We start from the raw sequence: 21,088 nt of genomic DNA on the forward strand, positions 1-21,088 counted from the left end.
TGTCGGTCCGGTCGCCCCCGTCGGTCCAGTTGGTCCAATAACTCCTCCACCAATTGGTACCTGTTGTTTCTGAAGTAACTTAATTGTAAATTTAACAACCATTTTTTCTACTACGTTTCTCATAGTTCCTTCAAAACTGGCTCCAGCTTGTAAAGGTACCCTGTCTGTACCCTCATCCCATTCTATAATATGACTAGAAATTAAGTGGCAGTATGGAAGTTCATTGAAATGTTGAGTACTTTCTTGATGGTATTGCGAGAGATCACTCGTCATTAGTTCATCTTTTTCTGGATATCCTTCCGGTAATGGTTGAGTAATCAAAAAATCGAATTCTTTGCGTTCATTGAATCGAATGTCCAAAGGGTTCGTAATAAACGTGTCAATCTTAGTTGTACACTGAAATGGCACCTTTACAGTTAGAGAACGAATATCTGAATCGACAGAATTTCGTTTCCATCTCGACGTAGGTGTAGCATATCTGATATTTTTCTCAACATATCCCTTAATGAATAGTTGATCGCTAGGCACAAGTAAACGACATTGAACAAGGACTAAGCGTTTTTTAATGTCTTTGATTTCTAGTACATCTTCTGGAAAGGTAATGTTAGCTGTTAGATTGGTTGTCACTTCGATCTCAGCTAATACAACAGGAATTTTACCGATTTGCGCATCAAAGTTAATATCTGGTTGCACGTTTCTATTGGAGCAATTGTCCAGGTTCGATGAATGTTGCCTATGCTTATTCTCTTTATCTTTCATATATCTCACTCCCTTAATTTTTTTGAGAACACAATATTCTATTAAAACTTTGCTGCAAAGGATTGGACTTTTTTCATGAAATCCCAGAATATAGGGATCACTCGCCTTAAAATCATTTTCAGAGGCACTGGGAACCGTTCAATAAAGAAGAAAAACTCCTCAAACAATTTCCAGCTAAGAAGAACGATTTAGAAGGTGTAAAGAAGTTGAGAAAAGCAATGGAGATAAAAGAGGACGGAATCCCTCCACTGTTGTCTACTTTCACATGGGAGGTGCATATCATTTAACAATTACCACTCCCTATAAAAAAGCCTACCCGGATAGACAACTCTATGTGGGCAGGCTTTTCGGTTACCCGGGGATCAATGGAAGTTATAACCTGAAATCGCACAAAAAAAAGATGACGAGCAAATCCTCGTCATCTTTTCATAGAATAGGAATGAAATCAGCCGTATCTCCGCTCATTTCCAAATGGATATGATTGGAAGTCGCGACTCTGGTGACCTAATTATGTTCACACCGGATGGAGAGAAAAATCTAGTCACAGATTTAGGCGCTTCTAAAGGTGCAAGGGTGGCAGAAGTGGTCGAATATGGCCAGCTCGGCCGCAGCGATCATGTGCCGTTTTATGTGGAGGGAATTCCTGCCGAAAGAATTAATTATGAACCATCTCGTTTCGCCTTTTAAGAAAAAATTGAAAGTCTCTTGTCATAACATGCCGCCCCATGTACTCATCGTGAGATTACTAGTATTCAAAAGTTATAGGACAATCCTCTCCCCAAACTTTTCAAGTCCTGCCCGTACTAATACTCTAATCCTGCTACCCCGAAGCCGCCGGCTCCAGAATGAGTCGAAATCATACCGCCCGCTTGGATCCATCTTATATTTTGGAAGCCATTTTCTTTGGAAATTCCCTCCATCCGCTCCCTGATCCTTTCATCAAGTCCGATTGAGTAGATAAAATAAAGCTGCTGTCTATCGATGTTGAATTCGTTTAAGTAATCCATGAAGAGTTTTTCTGTAGCTCTACTCATTTTCCCGCGGTACTTCTTTGTAGATATAAGCTTTCCATCCTTCAACTCTATGCATGGCTTTATTTTCAACAGAGCTCCTATCAGAGAAGCCATATTGCTTACCCGTCCCCCCGCTTTAAGAAATTCCAGGTCACCAGGGATGAAAGCGAGCCTTGATTTAGGAACGATTGCCTGTATTTTTTCTACTAAACGTTCTGGTTCAATCCCGGGTTCTTTTTCTAGTAACTCTGCGGCATACAATACGACCGCAGCCAACCCTCCAGTAACATTCAAGGCATCAATGAGAAAAATGTCTTCAAAATCCTCCGCAGCAATGACAGCATTTTGAAATGAAGAAGAAGCTTTTGAGGTATAACCAATATGGATAATGATGCAATTGGGAAATTCATCTCTTATAGTCGTAAAAAATTCTTGGTATTCATGAGCATTCGTGGAGGTAGTAGAAGGTATTTTCTTTGTACGTCTGTGATAATCAAAAATGTCCTGGACCGGCAAAGAACCGTCCTTATAATCTTTCCCATCCATAATAATGTGCATGGGGACTACTTGAACCCCGTACTTTTCTGCTAAATCACCCGGTAAGTCAGCACCGCTTTCGGTAGATAAGATGATCCTTCGCATTCTAACTCCCCCTCGGTTATATTTAAACCTGCGTCCACTTTTCCTGTATTATGCTTTAACTATACAGGAAAAACCTTCATTAGCATTGTGATAACTTTTGCCTAGTGCGGCCCCCTGATGCGTAACACCTTAAGATCGAGGGCTCGCATCGATATTGTTTACGTTCATTTTCCAGGGGTATAGATGATACATACCACCGAATTTTACCTATATTTCTTAAATTTTGTAGAATTCTGGAAGGAGAGAAAAATGAAAAAGCTAACATCTGTATTCTGGATTACGCTGGCTATTACGTTGTTTGCATCAGTGTGGGGATCCCTTGCTCCTGCGAACTTCGAAACAATTTCAGCGAATGTAAAGAACTATATCTCCATTCACTTTGGATGGTACTACTTACTGATCGTATCTTTATTTGTCATCGTATGTTTATACTTAATTTTCAGCCCTTACGGAAAAATTAAACTTGGAAAACCAAACGATAAACCTGATTACAGCTATTCTACATGGTTTGCCATGTTATTCAGCGCCGGCATGGGAATAGGTCTTGTATTCTACGGTGCCGCTTCCCCTGTATCCCACTTTATAAAAACTCCCCCACTTGCAGAACCCGGAACGACGGAGGCCATCCGCGACTCTATGCGGATTACCTTTTTCCACTACGGAGTTCATGCATGGGCTATTTATGCGATTGTCGCATTAATCCTGGCCTATTTTAAATTCCGTCATGGGAAACCTGGATTGATCAGCGCTACTTTAGAGCCTGTCTTTGGAGATAAAATGAAAGGCGCGTGGGGAAAAGCCATTGATGTGATTGCTGTATTTGCTACCATTGTCGGTGTCGCTACTACGCTGGGTTTCGGTGCGGCTCAAATCAACGGCGGGCTTACTTACTTATTAGATATTGAAAAACAGTTCTGGGTTCAGCTCGTGATTATTGTTGTGGTTACTGGCTTGTTTATGCTGTCTGCCTATACAGGTCTTAGTAAAGGGATTAAGTACTTAAGTAACGCCAATATGGGACTTGCCGCTATTCTATTTATAACGATGCTGGTTATTGGCCCGACGGTTTATATTGCTAATACCTTCACAGATACACTTGGTTCCTATATTCAAACGCTTGCTACAGAGAGTTTGCGCCTGAACCCTAACAGTGATGAAGAGCGTCAATGGGTGATGGATTGGACCGTATTCTTCTGGGCATGGTGGATTGCATGGGCACCTTTTGTAGGGATTTTTATCGCCCGTGTGTCTAAAGGACGTTCCATCCGAGAATTTTTATCCGGTGTTCTTTTAGTACCTTCGGTGGTCAGCTTTCTTTGGATGACGGCCTTCGGGGCAACGGGTATTCAAACTCAGCAAAATGGTGCTGATATTGCCAGTCTTCCAGACGAGCAGGTGTTGTTCGGAGTCTTTGAGCAGTTTCCTATGAGCGTATTCTTGTCCATTATTGCCATGATGTTGATTGGAACATTTTTCATCACGTCTGCGGATTCAGCCACCTTTGTTCTTGGGATGCAGACAACAAATGGCTCGCTTAACCCACCGAAAACTGTGAAATTCGTTTGGGGGATTGCTCAGTCGACCATTGCCGCTGTTCTTTTATACACCGGCGGGCTGACTGCCTTACAGAATGCTTTGATTGCTGCAGCCTTCCCTTTCTCGTTTATCATGCTTTTGATGGTCTACTCGCTATTTAAAGCACTGCGTGCTGATCGAGCAGCGCTTCAAAAGAACAAGGAGGAAACCACAAGTAAATCAGCATAAAAAGGAAAAGCATACTCTTCAAATAGGAAAAGAGAATAAGTAAAAACCCGTGTTCTGGTACCTGATTCCTGCTTCGCAATTCTGCCTAAGTCATTAATGTTCAATTATGTTATAAAAGAAAGAGACCGTCTCTTTCTTTTGATAGTTGAGAATGAAGGCACCTTACGCCCAAAGTACGATCATTTAAACAACGTTCCTATAATTATTATTGAGCTTTCTATTGAGCAGCCAGTCTGATATCAGATTGGCTGCTTTATGATATTTAATAGACATAGATTTGAATAAAACTGTGATCCGTAGAATGATAGAAAGAGTGAAACAGGCGTAATCCTCCTCTCCTGCAAATAAAATAAAATAAGTCCTAACAATCAAGAGGAGAGATAGGCATGCTGAAGAAGTTCGTAGACCCCCTTCCCATCATGGAGAGCATCCGCCCAACAGATCATATCCACAATGTGCCCTTTTATGAAGTGAGGATGCGGGAAACCTTTCAGAAGCTGCATCGAGACCTCCCCCCGACGAAGGTCTGGGGCTATAACGGGCAGTACCCTGGTCCGACTTTTCACGTGTGGAGACATCTGCCGGTCCATGTGTTATGGAAAAATGAACTTCCTGAAAGGCATTTTCTCCCCATTGATACGACCGTCCACGGGGCGGAGAAAGACAAACCTGAAGTTAGGACAGTCGTGCACCTCCATGGAGGGGTAACGCCTGATACAAGTGATGGTTATCCAGAAGCATGGTTCACCCGCGATTTTCAAAAAGTCGGCCACCATTTTACCAATAGGCTGTACACGTATCCCAATCACCAGCCTGCGACCAACTTGTGGTACCACGACCATGCGATGGGCATCACACGCCTCAATATCTATGCCGGACTTGCCGGGATGTACATCATTCATGACAGGGAAGAAATCCGCTTAAATCTTCCATGTGGCCGCTTCGACATCCCGCTCATCATTCAGGACCGTTCTTTTTATAAAGATGGCCGTCTCTTCTACCCGCAGGAACCTGACAAACCTGCAACCGTTCCCCACCCCTCCGTCGCACCAGAATTCTTCGGAGATACGATTTTAGTGAATGGTAAAGTATGGCCGTATGTACACGTGGAGCCGAGACGATACCGTTTCCGCATACTAAACGGATCGAACACTCGCTTCTATCGGTTTTCGCTTTCGAACGGAGCATCTTTCATCCAAATCGGCACAGATCAAGGATTACTGGAAACACCCATACTCGTCCCTTCGCTTGTGCTTGCGCCTGCAGAACGAGCGGATGTGATTGTAGATTTTTCTACCTGTTACGGGGAATCAATTGTCCTGCGAAACGATTACGAAACACAAGGAAAAAAACCAGACCCTGAAACGACGGGGAGTGTCATACAATTCCGTGTCATCGATTCTCTTGCCAGTCAAGATGAGAGTTCAATACCCGTTCGCCTGGCACATGTCCCCAAGCTTAATCACTATAGGGAATTCCGCACCTTACGACTCAACATGCGAGAAGATTCTTTCGGACGCAACATTCACTTACTGGACGACCGGCTGTGGTCGGACCCCATTTCTGAGACTCCAAAACTAGGTCAAACGGAAATCTGGAACCTGATCAATGAGACACAAGCAACGCACCCGATCCACCTTCATTTAGTCCGCTTCCAAATTTTCGATCGTCAACCCTTCGACCGTGATGTCTTTGAAAAGGAAGGACGCATCGTTCCTACAGGTCCACGTGTTCCTCCAGCGCTGAACGAAAGAGGATGGAAGGACACTGTACGGGCACGACCTGGAGAAATAACACGAATCATCATTCCCTTCAGCCCTTACCCTGGACTGTTCGTGTGGCACTGCCATATTTTAGAGCATGAAGACTATGAGATGATGCGTCCTTATATCGTTATTAGATAAATAGAGGGGGTTTCTGCCCCCTTACTAAAGTGCAAAAAAAAGATGACGAGCAATTGTTTGTCATCTTTTCTAAAATAGCGAGTCATGTATAACTTCTGCACGGCTACCACCCGAACATATAGATGAGCAAAGGTGCACCTTTCGCAGTAAAATGTGCCCGTTCTTTTGCCTGCTGTTCTATTTGATTAGGCTACTACCTTTCCCCTCTAAGTCTATAAGCCATTTCTTTCTTGCGATTCCTCCACCATATCCACCTAATGTACCGTCACTGCGAATCACCCGATGACAAGGAACCACAAGGGCAATCTGATTGGCTCCGTTAGCTCCAGCAACCGCACGTGTAGAAGTTGGCTTACCAATTTCGCAAGCAATTTCAGAATATGGACGGGTTTCTCCAAAAGGAATCTCTCTCAATTTTGCCCACACCCTTTTTTGAAAAGGTGTTCCCAGCCATTTAATTGGCGTTTTAAATTCAGTTAATTCCCCTTTAAAATACAAATCTACCTCCCTTTCGATTGATTGGATGGGCTCGGTCTTCCCTGGTATGATGGCTGCCTTCGTTTTATTCCTGAGAATTTCAACCTCTCTTTCTAAACCACGACGATCCACAAATTCGAGAAGATAAAGCTCTGTTTCATCTGCAATCGTAATCATTGGCCCCATCCTTGTATCTAACCAAGATACTGTGAGTATGCTATTTTCTTGAACTGACGTAGGGGTATCTCCCATGATTCGAGAAAAAGCATCTCTAAAACCGCTGCCGGATTTATAACCTGTGTGAAGCTGTGCATCAATAACAGCCTTCCCTGATCTAATTTCTTTCATAGCCAGACCCATTCTTCTTGCCCGGGCGTATTGCACAAATGTCATACCAAAACGTTTTTTAAATTGACGCCGGGCTGTTGATTCATCCACAGATAGTTCTCGGAAGTCTTTCTCGCGCCATTCTTTCTCTGGGTTTTCCTCAACCGCCTGCACAAGTTTTTGAACAAGTTCAGAGACTTGATTGGGGTGAGAAAGAGGAGAACATCTCTTGCAAGGACGAAACGAGGCTAGAAGCGCTTCTTGAGGAGTAAAGAAAAACTCGCAGTTCTCAAATTTAGGTTTCCTTGCAGGGCATGTTGGTCGACAAAACACTCCTGTACTCTTAACTCCTACAAAGAAAGAACCTTCGTATTCGGTGTTTCTTTCAAGTAATGCTTGATAGAATTCCTTTTTCTTAAGGTCAGTTATCATCTGAACACCTCTATAAAATTTTTAAAGATCGTCTACTTCTCTATTATAGAAAGAATATAAATTTTTGCAGCCGATAATCAGGCATTGATTTTATTCTTAACTTTCTTCCTCACTATCCTCAATAATTTCTACATTCGCCATTTTTCCTCAATGGAAACCCATCGCATTTACACATTAGCAAACTGGGAAGGAGGTGAAATGGACAGGAAAAAAGTTCTGCTCACAATCCTATCGAGAGCAGAACTTTTTTCATTTATTAAAATTCATTCCGTAACACCGGCAAAGTAAACATTTTCAACAAGCCGATAATGCCTAACAACAGAAAAATCAAACTGTACGTGGCATAAGCCAAAATCCAACCAAACACCGCCGGCCCGAGAATGGCGCCGATATTCAATACGATAATACAGATGCTGAACCCTTGGGCTGGGAATTTCGGAAAAACTTTCGCACTCCAAATCGGTAAATAGGCCGCGTATAACATGAAGGAAATCCCAAACGTCAATCCTGAGAAGCAGACAAGCAGCCATCCTTGAGATAAAAACAGCACGGACATACTGAGGGAATAAAGAACAATCGTCATTGTAAAACTCCATCTCATCCCCCATCTACTGATGAGTTCCCCGCCTAACAATCCAGCCAGACCTCCTACACCTGTGATCAAGAAGAAAATTGCATTGGAGTTGGCGATTGAAAAGTTATCCTGCACAAAGTCCGCCGAATACGTCCAATAAGTAGACTCTGTGAATCCAAACAAAAATGACGCAGCATAGAACGGCTTCGTATATTTCGTAAACAATGGTTGAAGATCCGTGATTCTGATTCGCTTCACACTTGAATTCTCTTTCTTAAATGGTACCTCTTTATACGCCCACCAATAAATGAGGTACCCCATAACAGCTCCACCGCCCCAGACCAGCCTCCAATTTCCGTCCAGGAACAAATAAATGGTAGAGATTATGATTAAACCTACCGTCGAGCCCGTACTGATAACGGCAAGCGTCCGTTTTTGAATGTTCTCAGGCAGGTGCTCGTGAACACTTTGGGAGAAAGAAGACCATGTAAGACCAGGGCTGAACCCTGCAAGCAAACAAGCGGCTGCAAAAATAATCCAGCTCCCCGTAAGCGAGGCAATTAACAAGCCCGTCGAAGCGGTCATGATCCCTGCCATAATGACGTGCCGTGACCCGAACCTTGATACAAAAAGGACAACCGTCAACGCCCCCACTAGAAAGGTGACAAACGTTAGACTTGAAATCACCCCTAACATGGAAGTAGAAAGACCGAATTCATTCTTAAATTCACTGAACAATAACCCGTACCCGTACCGAAACCACCCAAATATGATCATTAAAGCAAGCAGACCAATCATGGATATGGGTGGTATCCCCTCTCTTTTTGTCATACATTCACCCCATCATCTCTTAGTTGTTTTTGTGGAATAACTTTTCCCACTTTTGGTCACGGTTAAAACGTAAAATTTGAGACTGATTATAATAGCAGGGAATGGCTTTTATTCTATGTGTTAATCATAATCAAGAAGTAAACGTGGTATAGCAGAATCCTTCTAGATTAGATAGATGAAAAAAAAGTTGGACGCTCTTTTTTGAGAGTCCAACTTTCCTTTCAATTATAAACTTCATTTTAGGAATAGTTTATGCGAAAGTCCCTCCCCCATTCCATCCATGCGCTGCACCATATACAAAACGATCATCCTACATGATAATGACTGCATAACCCAGCCATCTCAACCGGATAATCAATAAACGGGTTCCGATTCCCCTGAAGCTCAAAAATCGCCTGATTCCGGTGAAGTTCATAGATATCAGGTGGTTCATTCCTATGCCATTCAAGCATAAGATCCACATCTATTTTTTCTCTATGATTCGTTTCCAAACCATCCGGATATCTCAACAAAAAATAAAGCATCGCACGAGCCACTGCGCCTTTTGCGTATTCCGGTTCAAATAATTCGTCCTCTGCTTTTCCGCATTGATCTTCAATTCGAAGAACTCCCGCTTCTTGTTCAGCTGGATAATCATGAAAATCATGATAAGGATAATTACTTCTGATTGAATTACATAGAGGCTCGCACGTAAATAAATGGTGCAAGTCCCCCCGCATAGGCTCTTGTGCGTCATACCAGGATTGAGGAACGGCATGTTCACAATTGTATTTAAAGGCGGTAACAGCCTCCGCCATCACCTTCAGCAAATTCTCGTCCTTTTTGTTTGCTCTTATCTTTTGTTCACGTTTTTGGGAAGCAGCATAATCTTCCCGAATGACATCCTCAGGCTCTTTTACCTCACCGGAATAGATGCTCTGCAGCTTGCCATCCGGTCGCAGATCTACCCAAGGGTAAACGTATGAGCTCGGGTCATAGCGTAAGAAGTTTCTATGTGTTGACTGGATTAATTTCATAACCTTTTCTATTGCCATGCTGTTTGCAGAATCCGAAAAATCAACAGACGAATAATAATCTTGCTTCGTTTGATTGTTTTTACTTTCATCAAAGTACACCTGTTGATTCTTATCAATCGCTGCTTTATTTTTCTTCGCTTCTTTGATGATTTCATCTATTCGTTCCGGGTCCGTAGATACGGAAATCGCCTTGCTGATCATTTTATCCATCGGTTGATCCCTCCTAATAATCTATGTGAACTATAAAGCTTTCTCTACTCTATGCATTCCACTCATTCGTTTCATTACCCTTTTATAGAAGTTAATAAATTTGAATAAGGTACAGAAAAGTTCACAGGGCAATTTGAATTTTAGATACATTATTAAGAGAGGGTATTATAACGATAAATTGAAAATGCCTGCTCCCAATTCGCTCAAATAATATACTGTTGAGGAGTACAGAATTACAAAAAAAAGATGGCAAGCAAATGCTCGCCATCTTTTTTAAAATAGGAGATAAAATAATTACCTCATGCCACTTATTGATAAGAATAGCTTAAAATAGAAACTAAATTCCTTCATATATCAACCATTTCAACTAAACTAAGATACTTTTAAATTAATAACATCGATCTATATAAGTATGTTCCAATCAAATATCAACCTTGTCTTGATAACTCTGTCACGTATTCAAAGAACTCATCACGGTACACTTCATACACAAGATTCACCTTACGGCCGTTTTCAGACAACTCCGTTCTTCCCTGGCTCACCCCAGAGTCGTGGACGATGCTCTTCACTGTTCTTTTCTTCACGAGCCCTTCATTGCCGACCGTCGCCGTCGTCAACACGTCCCACAAAAAGTAAGTCGAGTTCGTCTGATTATGGACAAGCGGCGGAACCATCGCATAGCACTGACCGAGAAAATCAATGCCCAGATCTTCGCGCTGTGATGCCCATTTTTGACGGACGTCGAGCGTCAACGGAACCATGTTCGTGCTCTCAAGAGCGACCAAGTCGATGACAATCGAGCTGTCCCAGACACGCTTCGCCGCTTCAGGATCCCAGAAAGCATTCCATTCCGCTGTTCCGTCATGCTCTGGTTCCTCAACGTTTCCAACCTCAAGGAACGTACCGCCCATCCAGACCAATTTCTCGATCTTACCTTCAATATCCGGCGCTTCAGCCAGTGCGCGGGCAAGATCCGTAAGCGGTCCGATGAACACAAGTGTCGTCGGGTTCTCTGTTTTACGGAGCGTCTGAATCAAATGCTCATGAGCTGGAATCGAGGCAAGCGGTGCATCGATGTTCCCTTTTTCATTCAACAGCGGCAGGGCGTCCACATAGAACGCATGCATGCGCCAGTCCTTCGGAAACGCGTTCACCCCACGCGAGTTCGACGCCGCGACTTCAACCGACTTCCCATGTCCGAACCGGTCGATGATCTTACGGCTCGCATAAGCAGCAGGCTCCAAATAGCAGTCGGCAGGAATGACGCCCACCCCTGTCAGTTCCACATCATCCATCTGTAATAAAAGGAAAAGCGACACAAGATCGTCGACTCCTCCATCATGGTTCAAATATACATTCTTCATCATCCATCTCCACCTCTCGTTGTATCCACGAAAAAAAAGACCTCTTTCCCGAAAATAAAAAAAGGAAAGAGGTCTCGCCGCGCGATTCTCTCCTTATAGTCCAGCTTATCTCGGCAGCTGGGTAGAAACGTGTGGGCCATCTTTCCACATATATATAAGGAATGCTGATTTAATTGCTTTCATTTTAGCATAGGGGGTAAATGGGGGCAATGCTCCATACGCAAGCGATGAATAGTAAGAAAATATAATAGTTCACAAAAAAGATACTTCTTACTAGTGAGAAGCATCTACTATTAGCGCAAGTGAGGTTCATCCATTACCTCACTTACGCTTTTGTTTGTCTTATCTTTTTAATAATCTGGTTAAGCACTTCCGAGAACACGAGCCCAAATGCAATGGCACCGGATATCATAAAAGCTTTCGCTGCAATAGAGATAGCGGCGTTGTAGTCATTTTGTACAAAGTTCCGCATCGCATCATAAGCGAGACTTCCTGGTACGAGAGGAATAATTCCTGGTACGCTAAATATAATCATAGGCGTTTTGAATCTCCTTGCCATCGTCTGGCTGACCAGGGCAATAACAAAGGAGGCGATGAGTGTAGCCGGGACACTGTCAACTTCTTTCCATACTAAGATTGCGTAAATCATCCAACCAACCATGCCGACGAGACCACATTTGACGAGCGTATTTCTTGGCGCCTGATAGATGATTCCAAAGGCAGCTGATGCAAAAAAGCTTGCTATGGCATATTCAATCCACATAGTCATTCCTCACGATCTCTAAAATAGTGCAAACATAACAGCAATACCTGCCCCAATTGCAAAAGCCGTTAAAAAAGCTTCCGCCCCCTTGGCGAGTCCTGAGATAAGATGACCTGCCATCAAATCCCTTACAGCGTTGGTAATGAGCAGACCAGGGACCAACGGCATAATTGAACCGACAACGATCTTATCAACTTCCTTCCCAATACCGAATGAAAAAAGGGAGAAGGCTGTAAAACCGATCAACAACGAAGCAACGAATTCAGCAACGAATTTAATTTCAAATAATCGAATAAAGTTAATCAATGCAATAAACCCCAGTCCTCCTGCTAAGCAGGCTGGCAGGAAATCGTACCAGCTCCCCTGAAACATGATAGTAAAGAAACCACTCGCTAACGTGGCAGAGATGATTTGCATGAGCATGGAATAGTCTGTAGGACTGGTTTCAATCTTTCTGAGCTCTTTATACGCTACGTGAGTAGACATTTCCCCACTTGCAATCTTTCTGGAGACATTATTCGCAAGGTTCACTTTCTCGAGATTTGTCTCTCGTGCCGAAACTCTTACTAATTTTGCATGAGCACCAGGGCTAATCGTAAACATAATCCCAGTAGGTGTTACATAACTTTGGGATTCCTCCCGTCCGAAAGATTGGGCAATCCGCGTCATCGTATCTTCCACACGATAGGTTTCCGCTCCATTTTGTTGCATGATCTTCCCCATTAATAAACATAACTCAATCAAGTCCTCTGTACGCTCCACTCGGTCACCTCAATTCGGATTACAGTATGTTTAGTGTATCTATTCCTATACTAAAAGCTTAAAGCCCTTTTTAAAATTTCCACAATCTCGAAACTTCTCCACTTTCTTTCACTGGCCGGATCTTAGCTCCATATTTGTTCTTAAAGACTTCCCAATGTTGATGTTCATCAAAGAAAATTCATCGTAAAATATTCGTCTCCGTACAAGTACAATACCACATCATCAAGGGCTGTAGTATTGTTAAAAAGTTATACATTCTTTACTTTGAACAAAAACTAATAAAAGAACTATCAGGAAAAGAGGTGTGCATTAGTCCCTTTCCACACCTAGGTTTCTTGAATGTATAAACCATTAGGCTATGGGGACTTTAGATATTAATAATTTATAAATCCCACGAAATATTAGCTCTCATATGGGGCCTTTATGCCTCTGAAATCTATACCAAGGAATTGAGAAACTACATTTTCCTTAATGACACCTTCTCCAACCAAATAACTTAAAAATGCCCTGATTCGTTGTAATTTTGTATTTAACGCTCCAGCATTATTACCATAGTTTTGCCACTCTCTTAGAAATGTTTTTACAATGCTAGAATTTACGGTCTTCTAAAAAACCTGAAATGTAAATTTTAAAAGCAAAAAAGGACTACCTCCTTTATTTAGGAAGTAGTCCTTTAATTACTAACTATTTATACATTACTTGAAGAGTTTCCAGTACATAAGTGGTTTGAGCGTTATTACATCATGCCGCCCATTCCGCCCATGCCACCCATGTCAGGCATGCCGCCGCCAGCGTTATCTTCTTCAGGAAGATCAGCGACTACCGCTTCTGTCGTCAAGAACATAGCGGCTACGGAAGCTGCGTTTTGAAGCGCAGAACGTGTAACTTTTGTTGGGTCAACAATTCCTTGCTCAACCATGTTTACCCATTCGCCTGTCGCAGCGTTGAAGCCTACGCCGACTTCTTCTGCTTTCAGACGCTCAACGATGATGGATCCTTCAAGACCTGCGTTGTGAACGATTTGGCGAACCGGCTCTTCAAGCGCACGTAGAACGATGCTTGCACCTGTTGCTTCGTCGTCTACAAGGCCAAGGCCTTCGACAGAGTTGATGATGTTGACAAGGGCTGTACCACCACCGGCAACGATTCCTTCTTCTACTGCTGCTCGCGTAGAGTTCAGGGCGTCTTCGATACGTAGTTTACGCTCTTTCAATTCTGTTTCTGTTGCTGCACCGACTTTGATGACAGCTACGCCGCCAGAAAGTTTTGCAAGGCGCTCTTGTAGTTTCTCTTTGTCGAATTCAGAAGTTGTTTCTTCTGCTTGTGCACGGATTTGAGCGACACGGGAAGAGATCTGCTCAGGGTTTCCTGCACCTTCGACGATTGTCGTGTTTTCTTTTGTAATGACTGCTTTAGACGCGCGTCCAAGCTGGTCGATTGTTGTATTCTTCAATTCTAGCCCAAGATCTTCTGTGATGACTTGGCCGCCTGTAAGTGTCGCGATATCTTCAAGCATCGCTTTACGACGGTCACCGAATCCAGGAGCCTTAACAGCTACCGCGTTGAATGTACCACGAAGTTTGTTCACAACAAGTGTTGCAAGTGCTTCGCCTTCAACGTCTTCAGAGATCAATAGAAGTGGCTTGGATTGTTGAACCACTTGCTCTAGTACAGGAAGAACTTCCTGGATGTTGTTGATCTTCTTATCTGTAATTAGAATGTAAGGATCTTCAAGAACCGCTTCCATCTTATCTTGGTCTGTGACCATGTAAGGAGAAGCATAGCCGCGGTCGAACTGCATACCTTCAACCACTTCTAGTTCTGTGTTGAAACCTTTAGATTCTTCAATAGTGATAACACCGTCGTTACCTACGCGTTCCATCGCTTCAGCGATCAGCTGGCCGACTTCATTGTCAGCAGCAGAGATGCTAGCTACCTGCGCGATAGAATCGCGGCCTTCGATAGGTTTAGAGATTTTGCGAAGCTCTTCTGTTGCTACGGCTGTCGCTTTCTCGATACCTTTACGAATACCGACTGGGTTCGCGCCGGATGTTACGTTTTTAAGACCTTCACGGATCATTGCCTGTGCAAGAACCGTTGCTGTCGTTGTACCGTCACCAGCGACATCGTTTGTTTTAGAAGCTACTTCAGAAACGAGTTGTGCACCCATGTTTTCGAAGTGGTCTTCCAATTCGATTTCTTTCGCGATTGTCACACCATCGTTTGTGATGAGTGGAGAACCGAATTTTTTATCTAATACGACGTTACGTCCTTTTGGTCCAAGTGTAACTTTAACAGCATTTGCTAATGTATCTACACCACGCAGCATAGAGCGGCGTGCGTCTTCACTAAATTTGATTTCTTTAGCCATTTAAAATGCCCTCCTCATTAAAATCGTATCTCTTAAGTATTTTTATAGGAAAAGTGACTACTGGATTACAGCTAGTACATCTGATTCGCGCAGAATCAAGTATTCGCTGCCTTCATACTTCACTTCTGTACCTGCGAATTTAGAATAGATCACGCGGTCGCCTTGTGCGACTTCCAGTGCTACTTTTTCACCGTTGTCTGTGATGCGGCCAGTGCCGACAGCAACAACTTTACCTTCTAGTGGCTTTTCTTTCGCAGAGTCCGGAAGTACGATTCCGCTCGCAGTAGTTTGCTCTTCTTCAACTAGTTCAATAACAATACGATCACCAAGTGGCTTTAACAATTAGGACACCCTCCTTGATATGGTTGTTTCAAATTTTTGTCGTTTATTAGCACTCGTTGATGATGAGTGCTAACACAATTATTATAATAAGCAATTCCCTATCGTTTTTCAAGTAGAAACTATAGAAATTTTGCACTTCTTTTTCGACAAAATTCTTACACTGACCCTTATTCCTTACGTCTGGTTTTGAAACTGTGATAGAATACATAAAGTATGTATATTGAAGCTATTAAAAGGTATTTATAAAAGGAGTCGTGCCTTTATGCCGAAACATTATTGGTACATCATTGTGACCTATCTCATCACACAGATATCAGCCATTGCAGCTGTCCCGGTTCTTGTCCAGGCTGCGGGTATGTCCCGCTTCGATGCAATTGCCGTCTGGTCTGTGTTCAGTTTTACGATTGCAACCATCATCATCCTTCTCCTGCTCCGCCGTGATCCACAGGATGCTCTAGCCCGGAGTGAGGATAAAGCAGGACCGGGTAAAGTCGTCCTCTGGTCGATTGCCGGTGTCTTTTTAGCGTTGTTCGCCCAGGCCATTGCCGCAACCATTGAACGTGAATTGTTCGGTGTATCGCCGGGATCTGAGAATACGATGGGATTAATGGAAATCGCCCGTGAGTCGCCGTTGTTCATCCTCCTTCCTGTCGTGTTTGCACCAATCACAGAAGAGATCATTTTCCGTAAGATCATCTTCGGTTCGATCTATAAGCGGACGAATTTCTGGCTGGCCGTTCTCGTATCCGCTCTCGTCTTCGGAGCGTTCCATTTCGATTTCAGCCACATGTTAGTCTACTTCTCCATGGGAGTCGTTTTCGCCTTCCTTTATGTCAAAACTAAACGAATTATTACACCAATCGTGGCTCATATGGCGATGAACTCGTTTGTTGTCGTTTCGCAGTACTTCCTCACTGAAGAGGATATCCGCCGCATGCAGGAACAGCTGGAGACCATCTTTATTGGAGGCTTTTTATAATATGAGAACATCACCCTTATTCATGGCTTTTCTTTACATGATGATGGGTGTCGCATTCACCTACATCGCCGCACAGTCGGCTGAAGAGACGGTGTGGAATGCGATGACCATCATCCTGGCCATTGTCGCGACATTCAACATTGCCGTAGCCATCCGGCTTTTCAATCTTCACAACAAGATTAAAAATGCAAAAAAGAAATAATGTCGCAAAAAAAGCAGGTCCACACTCGTGGACCTGCTTTTTTCTATGCTTCCTGCTTCTCATCGTCATCCTGCACACCTTTTAATATGAACGAAAACGGAATCGCGATGATCAGCACAATCGCCGATACGAGAAACGCTTCATTTAACGTCTGCAGGGTCGCGGCCTGCATATCGATATCTGGATTCGCAGATACTTGCGCCCGTCTTACTTCATAATAAATGGAGAAAAACACGATCCCGAGCGAAGAAGAAATCTGCCGGATGATGTTGTTCATGGCAGAGCCCTGAGCAACAAGATGTTCCGGAATGCTGTTCATACCGGAAGTGGTCGCAGGCATGTTCCCCATTCCCATCCCCAGGCCTCTTACCGTATTTAACAAAAGAATCAGCCAGTATGGGGTGGACAGCTGTAAAAAGCTTAAACCCAGGGTGGCGAGCGCCATAATCGTAAGTCCCGGGGGCACGACGTATTTCGGTCCTTTCTTATCAAGAATACGTCCTCCGATCGACATGAAGACCCCACTCGCAGCAGCGGCCGGCAAAAACAACAGGCCAGTCATGACTTCGTTCAGGCCGTACACATTTTGAATCAGTAACGGCAGCAGGAAGATTCCTGAGAACAAGCCAATGGAGGCAGCTGAAGTGACGACGATGGAAACGGAATAGGTCGGCACTTTGAAAACGGACAAGTTCAGCAGTGGATCCTCTTGGCGGTTTTCGTAAAAAACGAAAAGGACGATGGCGATCAGTCCACCCACAATCAATGCGATGTTCAACGGGTCGAACAACGTTTCAAGCGTCCGCCCTCTCCCTAAGGCAAACAGCACCGATCCGATGCCTGCCGCAATAATAATGAAACCAACAAGGTCAAATCGCTTCGTCGGATCCGTTTCGGTTCGTTCAAGAAATTTCGAAGATAAAATAAGTCCCGTCAGTCCGAACGGAATGTTGAAGGCGAATAACCACGGCCAGTCAAGGTACTGGATAAGAAATCCACCAATGGTCGGTCCGATGGCTGGTGCGACCATAGCGGCAACGCCGTACACGCCGACCGCAAGCCCTCGTTCATAACGTGGAAACGAATTAAAGATGAGCGCCATGGCGATCGGCATCATCAAACCGCCGGCCATTCCCTGGATGGCCCGGGATAAGATGACCATACCTAGCGTCGATGAAAAGAATCCAAGCGTGGAGCCTGCAAGGAAAATACAGAGTCCGACGAGGTACACTTTCTTTTTTCCGAACCGGTCACCGAAATAGCCGGTAAGCGGCATCGTCATTCCCATCGAGACCATGAAGATCGTCAGTATCCACCCGACCGCTACGGCATCCGATTCAAAAATCTCGATGAACCGCGGCAGGATCGGGTTCAGCATACTATTGTTCAAAATGACCGTGAACGTCCCAAACAGGACAGACATGACCACGAGCCATTTATGAGGCAGTTTACTCAATTGTCTCACCCGCTTTCTTTCGATACGCGAACTATTATTTACTATACCACCTCAGCTGTTCATTAACCATGATCCCGCACGTTTCGACTGTAAGCGCCTTCTGTGCTTCCAAAGGTTTACAACGTTTCTATAAGGGGGTAAAAGTCATACCAACGACAAAAGGAGGTTCTTTAATATGGGACGTTTAGATAATAAAATCGCTGTCGTCACAGGCTCTGCAACCGGGATCGGGGCGGCCACCGTAAAACGGTTCGCCAGTGAAGGAGCGACGGTCGTCTGCGGGGATATCAATGTAGAAGAAGTACAGAAAACAGTAGATGAAGTGAAGAGCAAAGGAGGAAACGCAGAAGCCGTAGAGCTCGATGTTTCCAATGTTGACAGTGTCCAGCAGTTTGCTAATTATGTAGAAGAGCATTACGGAAAAGTCGACACCCTGTTCAACAATGCAGGCGTCGATCAAGAAGGTGGAAAGGTCCACGAATATCCGGTCGAGCTGTTTGATCAAATCATCGCCGTCGACTTGAGAGGAACCTTTTTGACGAGCAAGTACATCCTCCCGCTTATGCTTGAAAATGGAGGCTCTGTCATCAATACATCGTCCATGTCCGGTCAAGCCGCGGATCTCGACCGCTCCGGATACAACGCAGCGAAAGGCGGCATTACGAACTTCACGAGAGCGATGGCGATCGACTATGCGCGTGAAGGCATCCGGGTCAATTCGATTTCCCCAGGTACCATCGAAACGCCACTGGTTCAGGAGCTTGCCGGAACGAAGCAGGAGGAAGAAGGCCGAGAGTTCCGTGAAGAGAATAAATGGGTCACTCCGATGGGACGACTGGGACGCCCGGAAGAAATCGCCAATGTCGCCCTTTTCCTAGCTTCTGATGAAAGTTCGTATGTAACAGGAGAAGACATTACGGCGGATGGCGGCATTATGGCCTACACATGGCCTGGCAAGATGCTGATGGACAAAAGCTGGAAAGAGAATACCGAGTAATCTAAAAAGAAGCTCAGCGTTAGGCTGAGCTTCTTTTATTCTGCGTTCTTATAGTAGATCAAGTTGTCCGTCCATTCCCCAAACTCATGAATGAATCCTTTTCTGGTGCACTCATACTCTAACCCTATACTCTCTGCCAGTTTGATGGAAGACTGGTTATCCAAATTGATGTGGGCCTCGACACGGTGGTAATTTAATGGATGAAAAGCGATTTGTAACGCTTCGGCCACCGCTTCTTTTCCGTACCCTTTCTGCCAATGTTGATTATGCAAGGCATACCCAATTCTACCCCACTGAAAGTCATACCTTACTAACGTAGAGAAATCGATCATCCCTAGGTGTGTATGGTCTTCCTTCAGAAATACACCGAAAACATAGGCGGTATCCTCCGAAGCTAATTGCTGATGTTTCTCGACCAGCTTCCCAAACCATTCTTCCGTACATTCACTCATATCGATCTGTCCTTCATCATACCGATGCTTGGACGGGAGCCGACTCTCGAATCCTTGCAGCCAGCTTTCAAAGTCACCTATTTCCAGCGGTTTGATGATTAGTCTCTCTGTTTCTGACCCAACCGTGAAATTCTCCAAAACCCTTCCCCCTATAAAAAAGAGTGAGAAACCAAAATGATTTCACACTCGTTTGTCTCTCTTATTGATCTTCTTCCATTTCCTCTTCGTTCAGTGGATAATGCTTAAGGAAATAAACGAGCGCCTGCAGCTCAATGGCAAGGTCGATATGATGGACCCTGACATTCGAGGGCACACTGATTCTCGCTGGTGTAAAGTTAAGGATTCCTGAGATCCCTGCTTTCACAAGCCTGTCCGCAATGCCTTGAGCGGCAGATGATGGGACGGTGAGGATGGCAACGGAAATGTCGCCGAGCTTTTCCTCTAGATCGTCTATGTGCTCGACACCGACGCCACCGACTTCAGAACCGATCCGCTCCTCATTCGCATCAAAGGCGATTTCAATTTTCGTATTGTTATTTTTCGTGAAGTTATAGTTTAAAAATGCTGTCCCGAGATTTCCGACACCGATCAAAGCGACACGTGTCGTTTCATCCTGGTCGAGCGTCTTTCTGAAAAAGGAGAGCAAATACTCGACGTTGTAGCCGTACCCTTTTTTCCCGAGCGCTCCAAAATAGGAGAAATCACGACGGATCGTCGCTGAATCAACTTTGACCGCATCGCTCAGTTCTTTCGAAGACACACGCAGTTTGCCCTGGGTATGAAGGTTGTTCAAAAAGCGATAGTAGAGCGGCAGCCGCTTTGCTGTCGCCTGTGGAATCTTCGTTTGTTCGATATCCATTAGCACCGGACTCCTTTATCTATTTCTCGTGTAGTCGCCGTTCTTCCCGCCCGTCTTTTCTTTCAAGTAGGTCGGGCCGATGACCATTCCTTTATCTAATGCTTTGCACATATCGTAAACCGTGAGGGCTGTTGCTGAAGCGGCCGTTAGCGCTTCCATTTCCACCCCTGTGCTTCCCTTCGTCTTGACAGAAACCTCGATGTTTAATGTCGGCTGGTTTTCTGTATCCCAATCGAAGGATACATCGATACCTTTTAAGGACAGCGGATGGCACATAGGAATCCAGTCGGACGTCTTTTTCGCTGCCATGATCCCTGCGACCTGTGCCACGGATAGGACATCCCCTTTTCCAATCTCATGGTTGGTGACTTTATGATAAATCTCTTCATTCACTTGTACACTTGTTGCTGCGATGGCCGTCCGCACGGAATCTTTTTTATCTGAAATATCCACCATACGGGCGCGGCCCTGGTCATTAAAATGACTGAACTCCGCCATTTTCTTCTACCCCTTTTTGTTAAAAGTACTGATTGAAACACTACTCTTATTCTACCAAAAAATCAAACGTTAGTCGTTAAAGATTTCACATACT

General features: G+C 44.2%; 20 protein-coding genes, 1 pseudogene and 1 riboswitch. Of the genes and pseudogenes, 6 read left to right on the forward strand and 15 right to left on the reverse strand.

The window, feature by feature from the left end; genetic code table 11:
- On the reverse strand, positions 1 to 759 hold a 759-nt coding region (locus HFA01_RS10255), incomplete at its 3' end, for a CsxC family protein (protein ID WP_146815907.1).
- Between the two features lie 453 nt (positions 760 to 1,212).
- Between HFA01_RS10255 and HFA01_RS10260 the strand changes: the two genes are divergently transcribed.
- Positions 1,213 to 1,446, forward strand: a complete 234-nt coding sequence (locus HFA01_RS10260; RefSeq protein ID WP_281290488.1) for a M28 family peptidase — start codon at positions 1,213 to 1,215, stop codon at positions 1,444 to 1,446.
- A 116-nt stretch (positions 1,447 to 1,562) separates the two neighbouring features.
- On the opposite strand, the gene HFA01_RS10265 is transcribed toward HFA01_RS10260, so the two are convergent.
- Positions 1,563 to 2,414, reverse strand: a complete 852-nt coding sequence (locus tag HFA01_RS10265; RefSeq protein ID WP_146815909.1) for a DegV family protein — start codon at positions 2,412 to 2,414, stop codon at positions 1,563 to 1,565.
- 249 nt (positions 2,415 to 2,663) lie between these two features.
- On the opposite strand from HFA01_RS10265, the gene HFA01_RS10270 reads away from it, so the two are divergent.
- Positions 2,664 to 4,178, forward strand: coding sequence for a glycine betaine uptake BCCT transporter (locus HFA01_RS10270; protein WP_146815911.1), 1,515 nt, complete (start codon positions 2,664 to 2,666; stop codon positions 4,176 to 4,178).
- Between the two features lie 386 nt (positions 4,179 to 4,564).
- Positions 4,565 to 6,082: a multicopper oxidase family protein gene (locus HFA01_RS10275; protein WP_146815913.1), complete on the forward strand. Its 1,518-nt coding sequence runs from the start codon at positions 4,565 to 4,567 to the stop codon at positions 6,080 to 6,082.
- Positions 6,083 to 6,259: 177 nt separating this feature from the next.
- On the opposite strand, the gene HFA01_RS10280 is transcribed toward HFA01_RS10275, so the two are convergent.
- From HFA01_RS10280 to groES, 9 genes and pseudogenes are all read right to left on the reverse strand, one after another.
- On the reverse strand, positions 6,260 to 7,318 hold the full coding sequence (locus tag HFA01_RS10280) for a bifunctional transcriptional activator/DNA repair enzyme AdaA (protein WP_146815915.1): 1,059 nt from the start codon (positions 7,316 to 7,318) through the stop codon (positions 6,260 to 6,262).
- Between the two features lie 256 nt (positions 7,319 to 7,574).
- Positions 7,575 to 8,723, reverse strand: coding sequence for an MFS transporter (locus HFA01_RS10285; RefSeq protein ID WP_146815917.1), 1,149 nt, complete (start codon positions 8,721 to 8,723; stop codon positions 7,575 to 7,577).
- 305 nt (positions 8,724 to 9,028) lie between these two features.
- Positions 9,029 to 9,949, reverse strand: a complete 921-nt coding sequence (locus tag HFA01_RS10290) for an endonuclease I family protein (protein WP_146815919.1) — start codon at positions 9,947 to 9,949, stop codon at positions 9,029 to 9,031.
- Between the two features lie 428 nt (positions 9,950 to 10,377).
- Positions 10,378 to 11,316 (reverse strand): nucleoside hydrolase, encoded by a 939-nt coding sequence (locus tag HFA01_RS10295; protein ID WP_146815921.1) that lies wholly within the window; start codon positions 11,314 to 11,316, stop codon positions 10,378 to 10,380.
- A 73-nt stretch (positions 11,317 to 11,389) separates the two neighbouring features.
- A riboswitch (purine riboswitch) is annotated at positions 11,390 to 11,491 on the reverse strand.
- A 147-nt stretch (positions 11,492 to 11,638) separates the two neighbouring features.
- Positions 11,639 to 12,076, reverse strand: coding sequence for a threonine/serine exporter family protein (locus tag HFA01_RS10300; RefSeq protein WP_146815923.1), 438 nt, complete (start codon positions 12,074 to 12,076; stop codon positions 11,639 to 11,641).
- An 18-nt stretch (positions 12,077 to 12,094) separates the two neighbouring features.
- The gene (locus HFA01_RS10305; RefSeq protein WP_174787820.1) at positions 12,095 to 12,838 is read right to left on the reverse strand and encodes a threonine/serine exporter family protein; all 744 of its coding nucleotides are present in this window, start codon (positions 12,836 to 12,838) and stop codon (positions 12,095 to 12,097) included.
- Between the two features lie 48 nt (positions 12,839 to 12,886).
- Positions 12,887 to 13,016: pseudogene (locus HFA01_RS19260) on the reverse strand (IS91 family transposase); the annotation flags it as partial.
- 558 nt (positions 13,017 to 13,574) lie between these two features.
- A complete protein-coding gene (gene groL / locus HFA01_RS10310) occupies positions 13,575 to 15,209 on the reverse strand; it encodes a chaperonin GroEL (protein ID WP_146815925.1) in 1,635 nt (544 codons plus the stop codon).
- Positions 15,210 to 15,266: 57 nt separating this feature from the next.
- A complete protein-coding gene (groES, locus tag HFA01_RS10315) occupies positions 15,267 to 15,551 on the reverse strand; it encodes a co-chaperone GroES (RefSeq protein ID WP_089654972.1) in 285 nt (94 codons plus the stop codon).
- Between the two features lie 262 nt (positions 15,552 to 15,813).
- Between groES and HFA01_RS10320 the strand changes: the two genes are divergently transcribed.
- Positions 15,814 to 16,530 carry a CPBP family intramembrane glutamic endopeptidase gene (locus HFA01_RS10320; RefSeq protein WP_146815927.1) on the forward strand — a complete coding sequence of 239 codons (717 nt, stop codon included), beginning with the start codon at positions 15,814 to 15,816 and terminating at the stop codon, positions 16,528 to 16,530.
- Between the two features lies 1 nt (position 16,531).
- Positions 16,532 to 16,732, forward strand: a complete 201-nt coding sequence (locus HFA01_RS10325; protein WP_089654970.1) for a YdiK family protein — start codon at positions 16,532 to 16,534, stop codon at positions 16,730 to 16,732.
- 43 nt (positions 16,733 to 16,775) lie between these two features.
- Here the strand turns inward: HFA01_RS10325 and HFA01_RS10330 are convergent, their stop codons facing one another.
- A complete protein-coding gene (locus HFA01_RS10330) occupies positions 16,776 to 18,188 on the reverse strand; it encodes an MDR family MFS transporter (protein WP_146815929.1) in 1,413 nt (470 codons plus the stop codon).
- 175 nt (positions 18,189 to 18,363) lie between these two features.
- On the opposite strand from HFA01_RS10330, the gene HFA01_RS10335 reads away from it, so the two are divergent.
- Complete coding sequence (locus HFA01_RS10335) at positions 18,364 to 19,185, forward strand: SDR family oxidoreductase (RefSeq protein WP_146815931.1); 822 nt, start codon at positions 18,364 to 18,366, stop codon at positions 19,183 to 19,185.
- 35 nt (positions 19,186 to 19,220) lie between these two features.
- On the opposite strand, the gene HFA01_RS10340 is transcribed toward HFA01_RS10335, so the two are convergent.
- The 3 genes from HFA01_RS10340 to moaC all read right to left on the reverse strand — a co-directional run bounded on the left by HFA01_RS10340 (position 19,221) and on the right by moaC (position 20,994).
- Positions 19,221 to 19,775, reverse strand: coding sequence for a GNAT family N-acetyltransferase (locus tag HFA01_RS10340; protein ID WP_146815933.1), 555 nt, complete (start codon positions 19,773 to 19,775; stop codon positions 19,221 to 19,223).
- Between the two features lie 61 nt (positions 19,776 to 19,836).
- Positions 19,837 to 20,496 (reverse strand): redox-sensing transcriptional repressor Rex, encoded by a 660-nt coding sequence (locus HFA01_RS10345; RefSeq protein WP_146815935.1) that lies wholly within the window; start codon positions 20,494 to 20,496, stop codon positions 19,837 to 19,839.
- A 15-nt stretch (positions 20,497 to 20,511) separates the two neighbouring features.
- Positions 20,512 to 20,994, reverse strand: a complete 483-nt coding sequence (gene moaC, locus HFA01_RS10350; protein ID WP_146815937.1) for a cyclic pyranopterin monophosphate synthase MoaC — start codon at positions 20,992 to 20,994, stop codon at positions 20,512 to 20,514.
- Between the last annotated feature and the right edge of the window lie 94 nt (positions 20,995 to 21,088).

It is taken from the genome of Halobacillus faecis (assembly GCF_007991335.1).
In the GTDB taxonomy this organism is placed as follows: Bacteria; Bacillota; Bacilli; order Bacillales; family Halobacillaceae; genus Halobacillus; species Halobacillus faecis.

Excerpts from the sequence above, each read along its gene's own strand:
- HFA01_RS10265 (WP_146815909.1), bottom strand. The coding sequence starts at position 2,414 with ATGCGAAGGATCATCTTATCTACCGAAAGCGGTGCTGACTTACCGGGT.
- HFA01_RS10270 (WP_146815911.1), top strand. The coding sequence starts at position 2,664 with ATGAAAAAGCTAACATCTGTATTCTGGATTACGCTGGCTATTACGTTG.
- HFA01_RS10275 (WP_146815913.1), top strand. The coding sequence starts at position 4,565 with ATGCTGAAGAAGTTCGTAGACCCCCTTCCCATCATGGAGAGCATCCGC.
- HFA01_RS10280 (WP_146815915.1), bottom strand. The coding sequence starts at position 7,318 with ATGATAACTGACCTTAAGAAAAAGGAATTCTATCAAGCATTACTTGAA.
- HFA01_RS10285 (WP_146815917.1), bottom strand. The coding sequence starts at position 8,723 with ATGACAAAAAGAGAGGGGATACCACCCATATCCATGATTGGTCTGCTT.
- HFA01_RS10290 (WP_146815919.1), bottom strand. The coding sequence starts at position 9,949 with ATGGATAAAATGATCAGCAAGGCGATTTCCGTATCTACGGACCCGGAA.
- HFA01_RS10295 (WP_146815921.1), bottom strand. The coding sequence starts at position 11,316 with ATGATGAAGAATGTATATTTGAACCATGATGGAGGAGTCGACGATCTT.
- HFA01_RS10300 (WP_146815923.1), bottom strand. The coding sequence starts at position 12,076 with ATGTGGATTGAATATGCCATAGCAAGCTTTTTTGCATCAGCTGCCTTT.
- groL (WP_146815925.1), bottom strand. The coding sequence starts at position 15,209 with ATGGCTAAAGAAATCAAATTTAGTGAAGACGCACGCCGCTCTATGCTG.
- HFA01_RS10320 (WP_146815927.1), top strand. The coding sequence starts at position 15,814 with ATGCCGAAACATTATTGGTACATCATTGTGACCTATCTCATCACACAG.
- HFA01_RS10325 (WP_089654970.1), top strand. The coding sequence starts at position 16,532 with ATGAGAACATCACCCTTATTCATGGCTTTTCTTTACATGATGATGGGT.
- HFA01_RS10335 (WP_146815931.1), top strand. The coding sequence starts at position 18,364 with ATGGGACGTTTAGATAATAAAATCGCTGTCGTCACAGGCTCTGCAACC.
- HFA01_RS10345 (WP_146815935.1), bottom strand. The coding sequence starts at position 20,496 with ATGGATATCGAACAAACGAAGATTCCACAGGCGACAGCAAAGCGGCTG.
- moaC (WP_146815937.1), bottom strand. The coding sequence starts at position 20,994 with ATGGCGGAGTTCAGTCATTTTAATGACCAGGGCCGCGCCCGTATGGTG.